Below are 16420 nucleotides of genomic sequence, written 5' to 3' on the forward strand. Positions count from 1 at the left end.
CCTTGGGCTCTTCGGCCTTCGCAGGTTCAGCCTTGGGAGCCTCGGCCTTGGGCTCTTCGGCCTTCGCAGGTTCAGCCTTGGGAGCCTCGGCCTTGGGCTCTTCGGCCTTTGCGGGCTCAGCCTTGGTGGCTTCTATCTTCGCGGGTTCAGCCTTGGTGGCTTCGGCCTTTGCAGGCTCGGCCTTGGGCTCTTCGGCCTTTGCGGGCTCAGCCTTGGGGGCTTCTGTCTTCGCTGTTTCAGCCTTCGGAGCCTCTGTCTTTGCGGGCTCGGCCTTGGGCGCTTCAGGTTTCACTGCCGCAGGCTTGGGAGTCTCGGTCTTGGGAGCTTCGGGCTTTACAGCCGCAGGCTTGGCAGGAGCCGGAGCTGCTGTCTCGGGCAGACCGAAGATCTTGGGTGCGGGTGTGTAGACGCTTGCGGTCTTCACAAGCTGCAGGGTGGGGTTGGCGGCAAGGGGTGCCAGCACAAGGGCAAAGGGCTGGGCAATGACCGCAAAGGCCACGGCAGTTGTGAGCAGGGGCGCTGCAGCCGTGCGGCTTCTCCAGGCAACGTGCATGATCACAAGTGCCGCAAGCAGGGGCAGGAGGGGCAGAACGATGGTTGCCACAACACCCATGCCGGACACTTCAGCGATGATGGGCTGTATGGCCTGGGGCACAGTGATGCCAAGGCCTGCCAGCACAGGCAGGAAGAGCTCGCCCACAAAGGGAACCGTGAGGCTCAGGCAGGCCAGGGTGACCAGAAGGAGGCAGAGGGAGAAGAGGAAGAAGAAGACCCTGATGCCAAGCTTGCCGAGCTTCATGAGGGAGCGCGCGCAAAGAACTGCCATGAGGCAGACAGGCAACAGGAAGTCCGCCCTGTTGGCAGCGATGGCCAGAAGAAGCAGGGCCAGAACCAGGGCAATCCAGGCGTAGGCTGCACCGCTTTCCTGACGGCTTGCCTTGAGGGAGCTCACGCTGTGGGCAAGAACCTTCGGCCAGGCAACGCTCAAGACAATGACCAGGAAGGGCATGAAGCAGGCAAGGGCCATGATCACGGAAAGGGTGAGGCCAGCCACGCCGCCGTTGCCCACAAGGGCGCTCATGACAGATGCGCTGTCCGCGTCCGTGCCAAGCAGTATGCCAGCGTACCAGGCAAGCAGCACGACCACGAAGAAGACCACGCCAGCCACAGCGTCCGTGTTGCGCAGGCGCATCATGTTGCCGCGCCACAGGGCAAAGAGAAGGCCAGCCACAACAGGCACAAGGCCGTAGTAGAGGCCGCCGGAAAGTGCTGCTGCACCGGCAAGGAGGCTGCCCAGAATCATGCCCACGATATCAAAGTTGCGCATCCAGGCGCGGCAGAGCACGCCCATGGCCGCAAGGCTCAGGCCGCAGGAAAAGGCCACGGGGCCCACAAAGTTGGCGGCACCCATGAAGATGGGCAAGGACACGAGCACAAGGCCGGCTGCAAGGGTCACGTACTTGTCGAGACGCAGGCCAAGGCTGAAGATCCCGAGGCCAGCCAGGGCGATGAAGGCGCCGAGGTAGGAGACCAGGGGGCCGTAGAGGCAATCCATGAAGGGCACGGGAAGCTGGCCAATGCCCCAGGCAAAGTAGGCGTAGACCGGAAGGAGCGTCTTGTCTGCCGTATGCGGCAAAAGACCGAAGCCGTCCATGCCCTTGATTACGGAGAGGTTCTTCACCTCTGCCGGACAGGCCATGTCTCCAAGATAGGCGGCAGCCCAGGCAAAGAGGGCCAGAAGGACAAGCAGGGTCACAGGGCCCATGGAGGCAAGGGTGCGGAAAATGCCATTGTGGCCGGTAGGTTCGGGTCTTTTAGGCGCCTCTTCCTCGCCCGGAGCCACATAGGTGTCCTCGTCCGGAACCTCACTTGCAAAAAGCGGGGTGGCGTTTTGGTCGGACTGGATGTCCTGCCCCTCGATGGGAGCCTGCTTGGCCCCGGAAGGCAGCTGGCCATTCGTTTCGAGGCCTGCCGCGCGGGCCGCGGACTCGAGCTCTTGCAGGCGCTGGGAGGCCTGCAGAAGCTGCATCTGGGCCAGGCGCAGCTGTTCCTGCAGTGTCTGGGCAGTTTCGGAATTTATGGTTGCGGTTTGGGCAGGTGCGGCCTCACCCGCGTCACTCGCAGGCGCTGCCTCTGCAGCAGCGCTGGTGTGCGGACCAGCCGGAGCGTCCTGGTCAGAGGCGGGCTTTGTGGCAAAGGCTGCCCAAGCGTCCCCTGCGGGCCTGGTCTGTTCCTGACTGTCATTGGTTGTTGGCTTGTCCATAGGCTATTCCTTGGCGTTTGCAGAAAGGTCCGTGCCCGCGACAAGGTGGGCTGCCTGTCTGGCTTTGAGGGAAAGAGCAAAAGATGTGGGGGAAGAGGCCGGCAAAACCTGCACCTCGGGTGTCAGGCAGCGTATCGCGCCCATGGCGATCCCTGTTTCGACCTCGATTTGAACCGGCCTTCGGGAAAAATTGAGTACAGTGACCATATACCCCCCGCGAGGCAGGGCGACAATGGTCGCCATTACAGATTGCGAGGGAAGTACTGTTTTTACTAGCCTGCCCGTGCCAAGGTCAAGCCTTGAGCGCGCCTCAAGCACTTTGGCAAGGAGAAGGCCAGCATTTGTCGGGGCTGCGTCGTGCCCCCTTCGGCGTACAAGGGTCCTTGCGTCAAGCAGGCAAAGCCCCGGAAGGCCGCAGGGCAGGGCGAGCAGAAGATGGTTTTCCCTGGCTATGCGTTCTGCACCGGATTCCAGTCCCCCTTCAGCCCCTGTGGCTGGTCTTGCTGCATCGGCATGGGGACTGACGAAGGCCAGCGCCTTTTGATCGAATGTCCTGCTCCCTTCAAGGACTGCGGCAAGATTCTTTGTGCTGCCTTCCTGCCAGGCCTCCTGCAGGGCCCTGGCAAAGCCCGGGGCCTCGCAAAAGTCCGTATACCTCAGGGCTTCGCGCGCCATGTCGAAGGAGAGCGGTGCAAAAAACAGGCTCCAGCCCCCGCAGCGGTGCACCGTGCCGGAAAGTGTTGCAAGGCACGTGCTGGCAGGCTCGAGTGCTGTTTGTTGCGCCTGTGCCGCATCAAGGCCGGCCAGGGCGCTTACGTTTATGCCGGCCAGGGCCTGGCGATAGATGCCTGTCGTCTGTATGGCAGAGGCCTGAAGAAGCCTTTGCGCGGCCCCCATGGGATTGTGCCAGTCGAGCACAGGCTGCCACGCGGATCCGTAGTAGCGGTAGGCGTAGCGCCTGGTTTGGCCGTCAAGCCCCAGAACCTCGCCCGTAGTCGCGTAGCCAGCCTCATCCATTGCATAGCTGTCCTGTGCCAGGGGCGGGGGCAGGGCCCTGCCAAGGGCGCGGACAATGTCCTGCGAGAGCGCGTGCACGTCCCAGGGGCCTTTGGCTGCGGGCAAGAGATCCCAGTCCTTGCGGGGGATTTCGAAAAGGGCGTAGAGACCTGCGTGGCGCTCGGACCCCCTTGCCTGCAGCATGAAGTCCGGCCCCAAACCCGTAGCTGCAGCCACAAGGGACATGCCGCCCAGGAGATTTTGGCGCTCGAGGCCGGCCAGAAGGGATTTCAGTCCCTCCGCTCCGCCCCTGCCAGGATCGGGTGCAAGGGAAGCGGTTCTTTGCGTGTCCGGTTCCCGGGGCTCTTGCGCGTCGTGCACCCAGGCAAGGTCCCCCTCGCGCACGTCCCCGAGCCACACGCCGCCTAGCCCAAGACTTGCCAAAACCGGCAGGGCCAGCTCCACGTCCGCAAAGCGCACATCCTGCGGCACCATGGCCCAAGTGGGGGCGTGCCGAAGCACAAGGCCAGCGTCCTTCCTGCCCCGGGAGTTGCGCCACAAAAGTGTGGCCGGGACCCTCTTGAGGATCTCCTGTCCTTCCCCCAGCATGGACTGGCGGTAGAGCCACTGCTCGTGTACGGGACTTACCCTGCCTGCACCGCTTTCCCTTGCCTCATTGTCCGGAACTACCAGGGGCGAGGCAACATTTGTCGAGCAGGCGCAGGCGCAAAGTGCAAGGCACAGGGCAAGAAATTGCAGCAGGACAGGTCTCGGGACAGGGCGCATTGGGGGCTACTCCGTCCCTTGCTCCTCTTCCTTGGCCTTGGCCCAGAGCTTGTCCATTTCTTCCAGGGGCATGGAGGAAAGCTCCTTTTCTTCCTTGCGTGCGGCCTCTTCCATGAAGCGGAAGCGGGAGAGGAAGCGCTCGTTTGCCGCGTCGAGCTCCGCGTTGGCCTTCAGGTTGTTGCGCCTGCCAAGCTCCACAATGGAGAAGATGAGATCCCCAAGCTCGTGGCGTATGGCCTTCTCGTCCTCCCTTGCCTGGGCGTCGAGAAATTCCAGCCACTCCTCTTCCACCTGCTGCTCCACATCCTCCCTTGTCTCCCAGGTAAAGCCCGTGCGGGCAGCCTTGGAGTGGATGCGGTAGGCACGAGCCAGGGGATCCAGGCTGCGCGGCAGGCTGTCGAAGACACCCGTGGGCTTGCCCTCGGCCTTGTGCTCCTCCTGCTTGAGCTTCTCCCAGGCCTTCAGCTGCTCGTCCAGGTTGGCAAAGTGCTCGCCTGCAAAGACGTGGGGGTGCCTGTGGATCATCTTGGCAGCGTTTTTCTCGAACACATCGCGCAGGGTGAAGGAGCCCTTTTTCTCGTACAGATGCGCTATGAAGAGCAAAAGGAAGGCCACGTCTCCCAGTTCCTCGCACACGTCCTCGTCTGTGCCGGAACGTATGGCGCTCACAAGCTCGTGGCTTTCCTCTATGACGTATTCCGTGAGGGATTCCGGGGTCTGTGTCTTGTCCCAGGGGCAGCCGTCCTCGGCTGTGAGGCGGCGCACCACCTCGCGAACGCTGTCTATGGCACAGTCGCTTTGGGAAGAGGCTTTGACAGGTGTTGCATCATTTTGCATGTCGGACATGGGTGTATCCTTGGCTTGTGGCCTAGAGACTGAATTTCTTGACGATATCCGGAGGCAGGGAGGTGCGTATCTGATCGATTATGCTGACCATGTAGGGCCTGACCCTGGAGTTTTGGTAAAAGTCCGCAGTGGAGAAGAACTTGCCCAGGATAAGGAAAATGAGCGAGCAGACCACAATGCCCTTGGCAAGCCCGAAAAAGCCTCCGCCAAGGCGGTCCAGCCAGGTGGCAAAGGCCAGCGAGAGCAGGCGCTGTATGAGCCTTGCCGCAAGGGCCACACCCACCACCACGGCAACAAAGATGATGACGTAGGCTGCGGCCGTGCGCCACATGGGCTCCGCTATGAAGTCAAGGTGCGGAGCGAGCAGGGGGTGGAAGTGGTGGGCTGCCAGAAAGCCGCCCACAAGGGAGACTATGGCCGCCACCTCGCCCACAAGGCCGTTGAAATAGCCGCGTATGGTGAAGAAGAAGAGAATGAGAATAATGGTGATGTCCAGAATGTCCTGGCCCATGGCAACCTCGCATTGTATGGGCTCCCGCAAGGGGCCCCAGTGCCGCAAATTTCGCCAGAATGTATAGCAAAAGCCTCTTGCAAACAAGGGCGCTGCAGGGAGCAGCGCCCTGTCCAAGGAGATGTCGTGCGGGTTTGACGGCATGTGGTTTCAAGGGTATCACCTGCCCTGTGGCAAATCCCCTTTCCCCATGCCCCCTCTTGCCTCATACGGAGAATTCATGCCCCTTCACTACACGCCCAACATAACGGTGAGCGCCGCAAACCGTGACTGGCACCTTTCGAGGGCCGGCAATATCGAGGAGCTGTGGGAGAAGATGGTTGCAGACGGCCAGGCCTCGGCAGACGAGCACATTCCCTACTGGACTGAGCTGTGGCCTGCGAGTCTTGTTCTTTCCGATTGGCTGTACCTGAACCGCTCTGCTATTCAGGGCAGGGCCTGCCTTGATGTGGGTTGCGGCATAGGCCTGACAGCGCTTGTGGGAAAGAGCCTTGGTGCGCACGTCCTTGCCATGGACTACGAGCCCGAAGCCTTGCGTTACGCTGCAAAAAACGCAGCGCAAAACGGGGTGGAGAGCCCCTTGTGGGTTTGCATGGACTGGGCAAGGCCTGCCCTTGCCGAAGCCTCCATGGACCTTGTCTGGGGCGGGGACATCATGTACGAGCGCCGCTTTGTGGGACCTGTTCTTGATCTTTGCGCAAGAGTTTTGAAGCCTGGCGGGCGCTTTTGGGTGGCAGAGCCAGGGCGCAGCGTCTACGACGCCTTTCTTGCTTCCCTGCCAGAAAGGGGATTTTCGGGGCGCAGGGTGCATCAGGGAAAGACCCATGGCATCTACGAGCAGCCGCAGGCAGTCACAGTCTCCATCTGGGAGATCACAAGGGCAGAGCAGGCATAGGGAGGATTGATTTATGGAGAGCGTTGTCCGTCTCGGCGTGTCCCTTCCGAAGGAGCTGCTCGAGCCCTTCGACAGGCTTGTGGAGAGCAAGGGCTATCAGTCCCGATCCGAGGCCATCAGGGATCTTATCCGCAAGACCCTCGTGGAAGAGGAGTGGCGCGGCGAGGCGAGGGAGATGGCAGGGACACTGACCATGGTCTACGATCACCACAACAGGGATCTGCCCATGCGCCTCATGGACATTCAGCACGATCACCACGATCTGGTGGTCACAACCCAGCACGTGCACCTCGATCACCACAACTGCCTTGAGGTTCTGGTCCTGCGCGGGCCTGCCAGGGAGATAGCACGGCTGGCGGACAGGCTCATTGCCTGCAACGGGGTCAAGCACGGGGTCTTCGTGCCCTCGACTACCGGCAGGGACATAGCCTGAGTTTTTTTCTCATTATTCGTATTTCAGTGCGGCGCGTGCCGCCAGGGGACAGTACAGCAACATGCTCGACGTACAAAAGGATATGCCGGCCGTGCCAATGGCCATAGACAGGGTAGGGGTGCGCAAGGTCAGGATGCCTCTGTGGCTCAAGGACAGGACCAACGAGAGGCAGCACACCGTGGCCCTTGTAGATCTCACAGTGGATCTTCCCTCTTCCTTCAAGGGAACGCACATGAGCCGCTTTGTGGAGGCTCTGGAGGCCTGGGAGGGCAAGATAAGCTATAGGGCAGTGCGCGACCTTCTGGCAAGCATACGCGAGCGTCTTGAGGCCACCAGCGCCCAAGTGGTCTTCAGCTTCCCCTACTTTGTCCGCAAGAAGGCACCCGTTTCAGGCGCAGAGGGCACCATGAGCTACGAGTGCGTGCTCACAGGCGAGCTCGACGCAAGTGGCAAGCCCCGCTTCAGCCTGGAAATAACGGTTCCAGTCAAGACAGTCTGCCCCTGCTCCAAGGCCATCAGCGACGAGGGCGCCCACTCCCAGCGCACCCTTATCCGCATGCAGCTATTGACTGACGGCTTCGCCTGGCTTGAGGAATTCATAGACATTGCCGAGGCTTCAGGATCAAGCCAGGTGTACACGGTCCTGAAGCGCGAGGACGAGAAATACGTCACAGAGCACGCCTTTGCCTCTCCCTGCTTTGTGGAGGACGTGGTACGCAACGTGGCAAGCCGTCTCATGGAGCATCCGCATCTGCGCGGCTTCAAGGTGACAGTGGAGAGCATGGAATCCATACACAACCACAATGCAGTAGCCATAATAGAACACAATTTCCAGACTGCACTTTGTGGAAAGCATGCCTGATATACTCTCTCACTTTCTTAGAAATACAGAACACGTGTGCGCTATGTCGCAAAATCGTAACAGACAATATGTGGGCAAAATTTTTGTACCAGGCAAAAAAAAACCGCCCCTTTGTTGACTCCCGTCTTTTGGGCGTGGTAAATATGTAGGGTCTTGCGGGTGCCACAACCTGCGGCTGAGAAACCCTGAACTCCCCTGCCAAGGGGTCATGGGGTCTTGTCTTTTTTGCAGATGGCAAAAAGGCAGGGGCGCCGGATGATTGGCGTTCCAAGGCACAGATACATTTTCGGACGGAGTACTACACGGGAGTTCGGATGAGGAACAGATTCGCTCTTTTGGCGCTTCTCGTGGTCTGCCTCGCAATGGTTGGCTGCGCTTCCAAGAAGAAGGACACGCAGCTTGATCCTTCGGTAGCCCAGTACGAGAGGTTTCGCCAGAATTATGACGCTGCACTCAAACCCGATCTGGACGACGAACTGATCTTTGACAACGGAACCCTGCCCAAGGGAAATGCCGGCACAACCGGTGTTGTGCTGCAAAGGGCCCACAAGGCTCTGGGAACACCCTATGTGTTTGGCGGCACACGGCCCGGCGGCTTTGACTGCTCCGGGCTTGTGCAGTGGGCCTACAAGGGAGCTGGCATCAAGCTGCCGAGAACGGCCAGGGAGCAGTCGCAGACGGGCTACCGCATCAAGGACCGCTCCAAGATGCGTGCGGGTGACATCGTTGCCTTCCGCAGGAGCCGCGGCGGCTACCACACAGGCATCTATCTCGGAGACGGAAAGTTCATCCACGCGCCGCGCAGGAACACGCGCGTGCGCATCGAGTCCATGGAAACAGGCTATTTTGCCCGCAATTTCATAGGCGCGCGCCGTGTGGACACAAGCAAGTCCAACACGGCCCTTGCCGAGGCCACCCGCGAGCAGGACAAGAAGTACGAGGCCCGCAAGGCCACTGTGAAGAAGTCCACCAAGGTGGCTTCCAGAAAGTCCAGGTCCGTCAGGGCTTCCCGCAGCAAGGCAAGGTCCAGATCCTATACTGTCCGCTCGGGTGACACCCTTTCCGAAGTGGCCGAGAAGAACAACACCACTGTGAAGTCGCTGCTTGCTGCCAACAAGCTCAAGAACGCCCACGATCTGCGCATAGGCCAGAAGCTTGTCATTCCCGGCAAGGCCGTGGCGTCCAAGTCCTCGAAGTCTTCAAAGTCCAAGGTGGCAAGTGCTTCGAAGTCCTCCAAGTCCAAGGCGACAAAGGCCAGGGCCTCGAAGTCCAGGAAAACCACTGTTGCCAAGCGCAAGACAGAGACCAGGAGCAAGAACACGGCCCAGGCCCGCTCCGGCAAGCACATCGAGGTCAGGCCAGCCAAGAGAAGCGCGGACGAGGCCCGTGCGTCCAAGGGCTAGGAGAAGCGGCAAGAAGCCCGGAACAAGTCAGGGTTCAAAAATTTTGTCACATGTCGGGGCGCCCATTGGTGGCGCCCCTTTTGCAAGGCGCGCTAAATGCAGTGGCAGGCCTTGCAGGCACATCCCGAAAGGTTGGAAAAGGTATGAGTGTTCGCGGACGTCTTGCGCCGAGTCCCACGGGCATGGCCCATCTTGGCAATGCCTGGGCCTTTTTGCTGGCGTGGCTTTCCGTGCGATCGCAAGACGGGGAGCTTGTCCTGCGCATGGAAGACCTGGATCTCGAGCGCAGCTCGCCAGTGTACATGCAGATGCTCATGTCCGACATCCGCTGGCTGGGCCTTGACTGGGATGAGGGTCCAACGCCGGAGCGCGAGCTGCCAGGTTACCATCAGTCCAACCGCTTCCACCTCTACGAGGAGGCCCTGGAGTGCTTGCGCGAGAAAGGCCTTGCCTACCCCTGCTTTTGTTCGCGCAAGGATTTGCGCATGCTTGCCAACGCGCCCCATCTGGGGGATGCGGGCATTGCCTACCCCGGCACCTGTCGCGACCTTGCGGCCGATGTGGTCGAAGAGCGCATGAAAAGGGGGCTTCCCTATTCCTGGCGCTTTCGCTCGCAGGGGAGGACCTTCGGCTTTGACGATATGGTCATGGGCAGGCAAAGCGCGACCCTTGAGGAGTGCGGCGGAGACTTCAACATGCAGCGCTCGGACGGGGTTTTCTCCTATCAGCTGGCCGTGAGCGTGGACGACGGCCTGATGGGCATAAGCGAGGTTGTTCGCGGCCGCGACATCATGCCCTCCACGCCTAGGCAGCTGGCCATTCTTGACGCCCTGGGCATGCCTGAGCCAAGATACGGCCACATTTCCCTTCTTCTTGGTGAAGACGGGGAGAGGCTTGCCAAAAGGCATGCCTCCCTAAGCCTCGAAGCCCTGCGCACGCAAAACGTTTCCCCCTGGCGTGTCATTGGCCTGCTTGCCTTTGCGGCCGGCCTCATCGACAGGCGGGAAGAGGTTCACCCGCGTGACCTTGTTGACGACTTTTCCCTCGCGGAGATCACCCGCGATGACTACACCCTGACACAAGCCGACATGCTCTGGCTGCAAGGAATATCTCATGGAACAGAAGATAACAGCTGATTTTCTGGATGGACTGTTTCCGCCCGAAAGGACGGACGCCTTTTTCGACGCCCTGTTCGGGGGTGCCGAGGAAGGCGCCTACACCATAGTGCTGAGGCCCCGCGCCGAGTCCGAGACCTCTGTGGAAGTGGCCATGGAGCTGCACCAGAGGCCTGGCAAGTGCCTCATGTGCAGCCTGACATACGGCCTGCCCCAGGTGTTCAGGCGTCACCCCATCATCAACGCAAAGGGCATTGCCCAGGGCATAGCAGAGAAGATGGGCTGGGCAGCTTTTGACTGGGAAATCGGCCCGACCCACGAGGACAGCCCGCAGATGCACTGGCTGCCCTTGCGCGTGAGCGCGAAATAGATCCTTGCGAAATTTCCCTTCGCAAAATCATTGACGACGTTGCAATTTGCAGCTATAGAAGCTCTTCGCAACTCATTGAACACTTGTCAGTGAGAATGTGACAAAGCCAATGACGCCAGCTTAGCTCAGTTGGTAGAGCAGCTGATTCGTAATCAGCAGGCCAAGAGTTCAAGTCTCTTAGCTGGCTCCACAATACAAGCCTTCACGATCCGCTCGTGGGGGCTTTTTTGTTGTGTGCCCGGCATGGCGCAGTACTAGGGGGTGAACGACCTCTGAGGGCCCGGCAGCGGGAACCTTGAGCCGAAAGACAAGGGGCTTGTCGTGAGGCAAGTTCTGAAGGAAGTCTATGGCAAACCACTGACCTGACGAACAGAAACCGTATACGAGGCTGGCGTGTCGGATGAGAGGGCCAGGAGACTCAAAGTCCAATAGCTGCACGGAAGGCACGAAGGTAGATGCGGTGGGTATAAGTGGGAAAGTACTGTGTCTTACCCGGGGAGGTCTCACAGACGGCAGCAGTGCTGGAGTAACGCATGAGAGTCAGCAGATGGCGTAGTACCCTCCTTTCGGAGGCGAAGGCCTGAACTTCTAAACAGCCATCATAGGCGTTGAAATTTCAGACATGAACATGTGCGATACATAGGTGACGGAATCACCGAGAGTATGAAAGGTGTATCAAAGTGTCTGGCAAGGACTGGATGAATTTCTCAAAAAAGGATATAGAATTCCGAGAGGCCCCGCTGGCCCGGCGTCTCCGGTGCGCCAAGATAGATATGTGAAAGAAAAGGAGCTTCCGCCATGATAATGCATCTTGGCATAGCCAATGTGGGACCGGCCCCCGGCATGGAGCTGGACTTTGGCAGCCGCTTGAATTTGCTGACCGGAGACAACGGACTGGGAAAAAGTTTTCTCCTTGATATTCTCTGGTGGGCCATGACACGCACTTGGCCAGCCGAAGTCAATCCGCGTCTGACTGCAGGCAAGACAGCCCTGCCCACAGACAAAAAACAACCGGCAATTATCAAGGCTCGTTTTTCCGCCGCATCCAAACCGATAGATAGTAAAAGCGACTTCAAGCCCCGTGAGCAGACTTGGTCCATAAAGGCGGGGCGTCCTGCCAATCCCGGTCTGATTTTCTACGCTATGGCGGACGGCAGTTTCGCGGTATGGGATCCGGCACGCAATTACTGGAAATCGAAGCGGGAGGAGGGAAAAGCGCGTCCTCCGGCGTATGTTTTCAGCCCTGAGGAAGTCTGGAACGGGCTTGAAAATTCGGACGGCACATGGCTCTGCAACGGTCTGATCCGGGATTGGGCAGGCTGGCAAAAGGAAAGAGGACAGGCTTTTGCGTCGTTAGAGGCGGTGCTTGCGGTGCTGTCACCTTCCGGGGAGGAAAAACTTGTTCCCGGCAAATTGACGCGCATCAGCCTTGACGATGTGCGGGATATGCCGACGCTGCGTATGCCGTATGGGCAGGAAGTCCCGGTGCTGCATGCGTCTTCCGGTATGCGTCGTATCATTTCGCTGGCCTATTTTCTTGTCTGGTGCTGGGAGGAACATCTGAAAGCCCGGGAACTGACGGGGGAAGATCCGGAATGTCGGGCGGTATTTCTGATAGATGAAGCGGAGGCGCATTTGCATCCCAAATGGCAGCGCACGGTCATACCGGCCCTGATGCAGGTCATGGAGACGTTACGCCCCGGCAGGGAAATGCAGCTCATCGTTGCAACGCATTCGCCGCTGATCATGGCTTCTGTGGAAACCCTGTTCGATGCGGCGAAGGATGCCTGGTTTGACCTCGATCTCAGCGATGGCAATGTCCTCCTGACGCAGCGGCCTTTCCTGCGGCAGGGGAATGTCTCCAACTGGCTTACCAGTGAAGCGTTTGATTTGCCGTCTGGCTATTCACAGGAAGCCGAAAAGGTTTTGGAAGAGGCAACACAGGCGTTGAGCAATGAAAGTTTCGGCCCGGAAGATGCGCAAAAGCTGGATCAGCAATTACGCGGTGTGCTTTCAGACACCGATCCATTCTGGATCCGCTGGCGCTTTGTGGCGGAAAAAAAAGGGTGGCTGTCATGATTCCGGTGACACCGCAGCCAGAGCCGGAAGATTTCGATACAAAAGTTCGTCAAAAGGGTCTGCGCTGGCTGGCGGAACATGATATCGACATCACAGATCCCCTGCCGTCAAGGACGAAACTGCCTCCCTACTGGCGGGCCTGTCTGGATGAACTGCATAGTAGGTATGGCGGTGTTTGTGCCTATCTTGCAGTTTTCTTTGAAAGGACTACCGGAGGGACTGTTGAGCATTTTTGCCCCAAGTCTTTGCGCCCTGATTTTGCGTATGAATGGTGCAATTACCGTCTGGCCTGTTCCGCAATAAACAGTCGCAAGAAGAGTTTCACCGATGTACTCGATCCTTTTGAAGTCAAGGATGGTTGGTTTTGTCTGGAACTCGTAAGCGGGCATATTTTTCCCAACCCGCAGTTGCCTGCCTCTCTGCAACAAAAGATTCAGGCAACCATAGACCGGCTGAAGTTGGATAGTTCTGCCAATAACGAAATGCGTGCCAAGCATTACCAGTTCTATTGCAAAGGAGAGGTAACAAAGGCGTTTCTCAAGAAATATTCCCCCTTTGTCTGGAAGGAGGCTGCCCGGCAGGGGCTGCTCTGAGCTTAGGAATCGTCCAGAAATTACTCAACCGTATTTTATTCTGTTTTAGCTCAAATTCCGCTTCAAACGCGGACAAATGAATTCAGAAGTGGACGAGTTATTTGTAGACAGATCCTTACATATCTCTGGGGGGGACAGGTTCTGATTGCCACCCATTCCCCTGCACTTCTCAACACTGTGGAGCCCGGAGAGGTATTTTGCTTCATGCGGGACAAGTCTGGCTTTGCACGTATTGTGCGGGCCTTGGACATCCCTGGGGTAGCCGTGGCCGTGGAAAAGGGGGAGAGCATGGGCCATTTGCTTGAGCAGGGTGTGCTTGGCAAAAGAGCTGAGTGTGGTTGCCTCCTAGAAAATGGCAATGTAAAACCTGTATTGTTATCGTATCTCCATGTTGTTCTCAATGCAAAATAAAAAATTATCACCGTCAAAGATATATTGTTTTATATAATTTTTGCTTTTACCTATCCTTACATACATAATATTGTCTTTGTTTATAGCATCAGATGCAAATTCAATACATTCATAGCTGTTAGTAGTTGTAAATATCTGTATATTGTTTTCAATTGACAACTTTTCCATGATTTTCCATAAATCAAATAAAATATCATGGTCAAAACCATTTTCAATTTCATCTACAAGAAGTACGCTATTTTTACTATCGATCAAAGTGCAAGCAATATCCATTAGCTTGCAGAAACCATGTCCCATGATAAAAATGGGACGAAGTAGTTTTTCATGTCTTTTTGCGTAGATACTTGGATAATCTTCGGATACCATTGTGATATCTTCCAAATCCTTATCCAGTATCTGAAGTATTTGTATAAGCTGTTCCTTTTTTCCTTTTTTTTCAATTTTTTCAAATACAGAAAATAAATTTTGAATATGGTCACTATCAGGACCAATAAAATTTACAGATAGTGTATTCTTTGACAATAAATTCTTCCATGCGATGTGCATACCATTTTTATCATGCACAAGGTAACCTGTATTACTATCATTACCATATGAATAATTTATTTTTAAATGATGTCCATTGAAAATATTTATATAATTGTCTTTAGAGAAATATAATTTATTTAGAAAACAGTCTTCAAATTGTATAGATATATCAGTTCCATTTACTTTAGATGATATTGAAGCCTTATTTTTTTCTTATTTTTAGATAAAAAATATATTCAAGTAAACTTACATTTGGGAATAGTTTGATAAAAGTATCAGAACTATCAAATCATAAAAGAAGAAATATGCTCTCAAGAAATGCAGTTTTTCCTTCACTATTTACTGTTGAAAAAAGATTTATATTTTCTGTTTTTTCAATATTGAAATCCTGAAAGCAACGAAAGTTTTGTATGTGTAAACAATCTATCATTGTATACTCTGCCTATTCCTCATTCAATGATGAGTCGTGTATTTTTGCGTATCTCTTTCCATTGCCTGCCCATAGACAGGAGGCGCATCTCCTGTGTCCAGCGCACCTTTTCCATACCATTTTCCAGGTTTGTTGCCTAGGGGTACCACACGGAATATGGAGAGCCCCTTGCGTTGGACGTAGCAGGGCATGAGAGGCATACCAAGGACAGGATAAGCGCTCACTCTCGGTAGGCAGTCTGGACAAAGTCCTGGCAGTGCTTATGTCACAAAGCGAAAACAGCGTGTTCCGCAAGATCCTGCCTTCAGGCAAAGCGTGTGCCCTTGGCAAAACGCCTCGGCATCCATCTTGCCGGTACACCGGACATCTGCTGGACAGGGGTCCAGCCCCCAATTGCTCACAGTCAGGAGAATATCATGAAAGTCTTGCTCGTGAATGGCAGTAGCCACAGGAACGGTACCACCATGCAGGCCATCAAGGAAATGGTTTCCGTGTTCGAGGCCGAGGGTGTCGAGACCGAGGTTATCCAGCTTGGTGGAAAACCACTGGCTGACTGCCTGCAGTGTAACAAATGCCGCGAAACCGGCCACTGTGTCTTCGAAGACGACGGCGTCAACGACTTTGTGGAAAAGGCCCGCACAGCGGATGGCTTTGTCTTTGCCTCGCCTGTCTACTACGCTCATCCGAGCGGTCGCATCCTCTCCTTCCTGGACAGGGCCTTTTTCAGCAACAGCTCTGTCTTCCAGTTCAAGCCCGGTGCGGCAGTTGCGGTTGCCAGGCGCGGCGGAGCAAGCGCAAGCTTTGATTGTCTGAACAAGTATTTCGGTATTTCCCAGATGCCTGTTGCTGGCGCCACCTACTGGAACTCTGTGCACGGTCTTGTCGCCGAAGACGCACCCAAGGACGAGGAAGGCATGCAAACCATGCGCAACCTTGCCCGCAACATGATATGGATGATGCGCTGCTTTGCGGCCGGCAAGGAACAGGGTATCCCCTATCCCCAGACCGAAAGGAACGTGATGACCAACTTTATCCGCTAGGCGGATCGACAAGAGCGTTTGAGAGAGTGGGCCGCTCTCGAATGCGTTCTACCAGAATTTGAGCTCACAGGGGGCAGCATCCTTTTGCGACAAGAGGAGGGCTGCCCTTTTCTGGATCAGCTCTTCCAGAAGCTTCAGGCGCTTTTGGGGCAGATTATACCTTGGATGGCGTTTGAAGCGGAAGTTGAAAAGCTTTCGCAAGGCCCTTTTGTGGCGCTCCTGCAAGACTGCACCCGCTGCCCCGAGAAAATTCAGGTAGCAGGCCGGGTACTGCGCCCTGGCGTACATATGAAAGGCTTCCCTGCTTTCGATGTCGGCAGCTGCGGCGAAATTGCAGAGACTGTTTCCGTGGTGAAGCCTCCCCGCGCTTACGCACGGGGCTTCCTCCCTTGGGACTCGGGAGGACTACCCTGCTTTCGATACGGGATGCGTCAGCACTGATCCGAAGATCAGACGCTCAAGGTGCTCTTTAGGAGCCCAGGGCCGCCCGCAACCTAATTAACGAATCCAGGGTGCACGTACTTCTGTGAGAGCATTCTGGAACTTTTGCCAGAATGTCCCGCCGTTGATTCTCATCAACGGACTTGAGAATTTCGCGAATGAAATACCTTGCGCCTATGTTGTAGGACGCGGACAAGTCACAGTTGTAGCGCTTTCCACCAGCATACTCGTCTATGGGAGATTCCTCGCATGACGATCTGGATTTCTTCTTGATGGGAAGTTTGCACATGCTGCGGAACGTGCACATGTTGTAGTTGTCCTTGTCCCTGCGTACTCGCCCGGAACCGTCATATGCCAGTTTCGACGTATTCCTCGCGCAGACACGGGATATACGCATACCGTTGCGGTGTGCCCTGGC

At 56.4% G+C, this 16420-nt stretch carries 17 protein-coding genes and 1 tRNA gene; 10 read left to right on the top strand and 8 right to left on the bottom strand.

Translation table 11 applies throughout. The features are described from left to right. The 4 genes from B5F76_RS15195 to B5F76_RS13380 all read right to left on the bottom strand — a co-directional run. Positions 1-2263: hypothetical protein (locus B5F76_RS15195; protein ID WP_204218420.1), on the bottom strand; the 2263-nt coding region annotated here is incomplete at its 3' end. 3 nt (positions 2264-2266) lie between these two features. Next, positions 2267-4045 (bottom strand): hypothetical protein, encoded by a 1779-nt coding sequence (locus B5F76_RS13370; protein WP_087355417.1) that lies wholly within the window; start codon positions 4043-4045, stop codon positions 2267-2269. A 6-nt stretch (positions 4046-4051) separates the two neighbouring features. Continuing rightward, positions 4052-4891, bottom strand: coding sequence for a nucleoside triphosphate pyrophosphohydrolase (mazG, locus tag B5F76_RS13375; RefSeq protein WP_239407070.1), 840 nt, complete (start codon positions 4889-4891; stop codon positions 4052-4054). Between the two features lie 22 nt (positions 4892-4913). Continuing rightward, positions 4914-5402: a CvpA family protein gene (locus B5F76_RS13380; RefSeq protein WP_087355440.1), complete on the bottom strand. Its 489-nt coding sequence runs from the start codon at positions 5400-5402 to the stop codon at positions 4914-4916. Positions 5403-5622: 220 nt separating this feature from the next. Here B5F76_RS13380 and B5F76_RS13385 point away from each other — a divergent pair, with 220 nt between their 5' ends. The 9 genes from B5F76_RS13385 to B5F76_RS13425 all read left to right on the top strand — a co-directional run bounded on the left by B5F76_RS13385 (position 5623) and on the right by B5F76_RS13425 (position 13152). Continuing rightward, positions 5623-6297, top strand: coding sequence for a class I SAM-dependent methyltransferase (locus tag B5F76_RS13385; RefSeq protein WP_162608857.1), 675 nt, complete (start codon positions 5623-5625; stop codon positions 6295-6297). Positions 6298-6310: 13 nt separating this feature from the next. Then, complete coding sequence (nikR, locus tag B5F76_RS13390) at positions 6311-6730, top strand: nickel-responsive transcriptional regulator NikR (protein ID WP_087355421.1); 420 nt, start codon at positions 6311-6313, stop codon at positions 6728-6730. A 61-nt stretch (positions 6731-6791) separates the two neighbouring features. Beyond that, positions 6792-7592: a GTP cyclohydrolase FolE2 gene (folE2, locus tag B5F76_RS13395; protein ID WP_087355423.1), complete on the top strand. Its 801-nt coding sequence runs from the start codon at positions 6792-6794 to the stop codon at positions 7590-7592. A gap of 314 nt (positions 7593-7906) precedes the next feature. Continuing rightward, positions 7907-8995 carry a C40 family peptidase gene (locus tag B5F76_RS15010; protein WP_162608858.1) on the top strand — a complete coding sequence of 363 codons (1089 nt, stop codon included), beginning with the start codon at positions 7907-7909 and terminating at the stop codon, positions 8993-8995. A gap of 143 nt (positions 8996-9138) precedes the next feature. Further along, positions 9139-10131, top strand: coding sequence for a tRNA glutamyl-Q(34) synthetase GluQRS (gene gluQRS / locus B5F76_RS13405; protein WP_087355425.1), 993 nt, complete (start codon positions 9139-9141; stop codon positions 10129-10131). After that, positions 10109-10480, top strand: coding sequence for a hypothetical protein (locus B5F76_RS13410; RefSeq protein ID WP_087355427.1), 372 nt, complete (start codon positions 10109-10111; stop codon positions 10478-10480). Before gluQRS ends, B5F76_RS13410 begins: the two co-directional genes overlap by 23 nt. Positions 10481-10594: 114 nt before the next feature. Further along, positions 10595-10670: transfer RNA gene (locus tag B5F76_RS13415), tRNA-Thr, on the top strand. Positions 10671-11278: 608 nt separating this feature from the next. Next, the gene (locus B5F76_RS13420) at positions 11279-12559 is read left to right on the top strand and encodes an AAA family ATPase (RefSeq protein WP_087355430.1); all 1281 of its coding nucleotides are present in this window, start codon (positions 11279-11281) and stop codon (positions 12557-12559) included. Continuing rightward, positions 12556-13152 carry a hypothetical protein gene (locus B5F76_RS13425; RefSeq protein WP_087355444.1) on the top strand — a complete coding sequence of 199 codons (597 nt, stop codon included), beginning with the start codon at positions 12556-12558 and terminating at the stop codon, positions 13150-13152. The genes B5F76_RS13420 and B5F76_RS13425 overlap by 4 nt, the downstream gene beginning before the upstream one ends. Before the next feature lie 375 nt (positions 13153-13527). On the opposite strand, the gene B5F76_RS13430 is transcribed toward B5F76_RS13425, so the two are convergent. After that, on the bottom strand, positions 13528-14085 hold the full coding sequence (locus B5F76_RS13430) for an AAA family ATPase (protein ID WP_162608859.1): 558 nt from the start codon (positions 14083-14085) through the stop codon (positions 13528-13530). 295 nt (positions 14086-14380) lie between these two features. Then, positions 14381-14521 carry an AAA family ATPase gene (locus B5F76_RS15610; RefSeq protein ID WP_087355434.1) on the bottom strand — a complete coding sequence of 47 codons (141 nt, stop codon included), beginning with the start codon at positions 14519-14521 and terminating at the stop codon, positions 14381-14383. 416 nt (positions 14522-14937) lie between these two features. Between B5F76_RS15610 and B5F76_RS13440 the strand changes: the two genes are divergently transcribed. Beyond that, on the top strand, positions 14938-15561 hold the full coding sequence (locus B5F76_RS13440; protein ID WP_087355435.1) for a flavodoxin family protein: 624 nt from the start codon (positions 14938-14940) through the stop codon (positions 15559-15561). A gap of 48 nt (positions 15562-15609) precedes the next feature. Here B5F76_RS13440 and B5F76_RS13445 read toward each other — a convergent pair whose 3' ends face one another. Together B5F76_RS13445 and B5F76_RS14610 are read right to left on the bottom strand one after the other, a co-directional pair. After that, entirely contained in the window at positions 15610-15849 is a 240-nt protein-coding gene (locus B5F76_RS13445; protein ID WP_087355437.1) for a hypothetical protein, read from the bottom strand. A 181-nt stretch (positions 15850-16030) separates the two neighbouring features. Beyond that, a partial coding sequence (locus B5F76_RS14610) for a hypothetical protein (protein ID WP_204218421.1) occupies positions 16031-16420 on the bottom strand: 390 nt, incomplete at its 5' end.

The organism is Desulfovibrio sp. An276, from assembly GCF_002159665.1.
Taxonomy (GTDB): Bacteria; Desulfobacterota; Desulfovibrionia; order Desulfovibrionales; family Desulfovibrionaceae; genus Desulfovibrio; species Desulfovibrio faecigallinarum.

Coding starts and splice junctions, on each gene's coding strand:
- folE2 (WP_087355423.1), top strand. CDS start 6,792: ATGCTCGACGTACAAAAGGATATGCCGGCCGTGCCAATGGCCATAGAC.
- B5F76_RS13385 (WP_162608857.1), top strand. CDS start 5,623: ATGCCCCTTCACTACACGCCCAACATAACGGTGAGCGCCGCAAACCGT.
- B5F76_RS13410 (WP_087355427.1), top strand. CDS start 10,109: ATGGAACAGAAGATAACAGCTGATTTTCTGGATGGACTGTTTCCGCCC.
- B5F76_RS13425 (WP_087355444.1), top strand. CDS start 12,556: ATGATTCCGGTGACACCGCAGCCAGAGCCGGAAGATTTCGATACAAAA.
- B5F76_RS13370 (WP_087355417.1), bottom strand. CDS start 4,045: ATGCGCCCTGTCCCGAGACCTGTCCTGCTGCAATTTCTTGCCCTGTGC.
- gluQRS (WP_087355425.1), top strand. CDS start 9,139: ATGAGTGTTCGCGGACGTCTTGCGCCGAGTCCCACGGGCATGGCCCAT.
- nikR (WP_087355421.1), top strand. CDS start 6,311: ATGGAGAGCGTTGTCCGTCTCGGCGTGTCCCTTCCGAAGGAGCTGCTC.
- B5F76_RS13440 (WP_087355435.1), top strand. CDS start 14,938: ATGAAAGTCTTGCTCGTGAATGGCAGTAGCCACAGGAACGGTACCACC.
- B5F76_RS13380 (WP_087355440.1), bottom strand. CDS start 5,402: ATGGGCCAGGACATTCTGGACATCACCATTATTCTCATTCTCTTCTTC.
- B5F76_RS15610 (WP_087355434.1), bottom strand. CDS start 14,521: ATGATAGATTGTTTACACATACAAAACTTTCGTTGCTTTCAGGATTTC.
- B5F76_RS13445 (WP_087355437.1), bottom strand. CDS start 15,849: ATGTACGCCAGGGCGCAGTACCCGGCCTGCTACCTGAATTTTCTCGGG.
- B5F76_RS13420 (WP_087355430.1), top strand. CDS start 11,279: ATGATAATGCATCTTGGCATAGCCAATGTGGGACCGGCCCCCGGCATG.
- mazG (WP_239407070.1), bottom strand. CDS start 4,891: ATGTCCGACATGCAAAATGATGCAACACCTGTCAAAGCCTCTTCCCAA.
- B5F76_RS15010 (WP_162608858.1), top strand. CDS start 7,907: ATGAGGAACAGATTCGCTCTTTTGGCGCTTCTCGTGGTCTGCCTCGCA.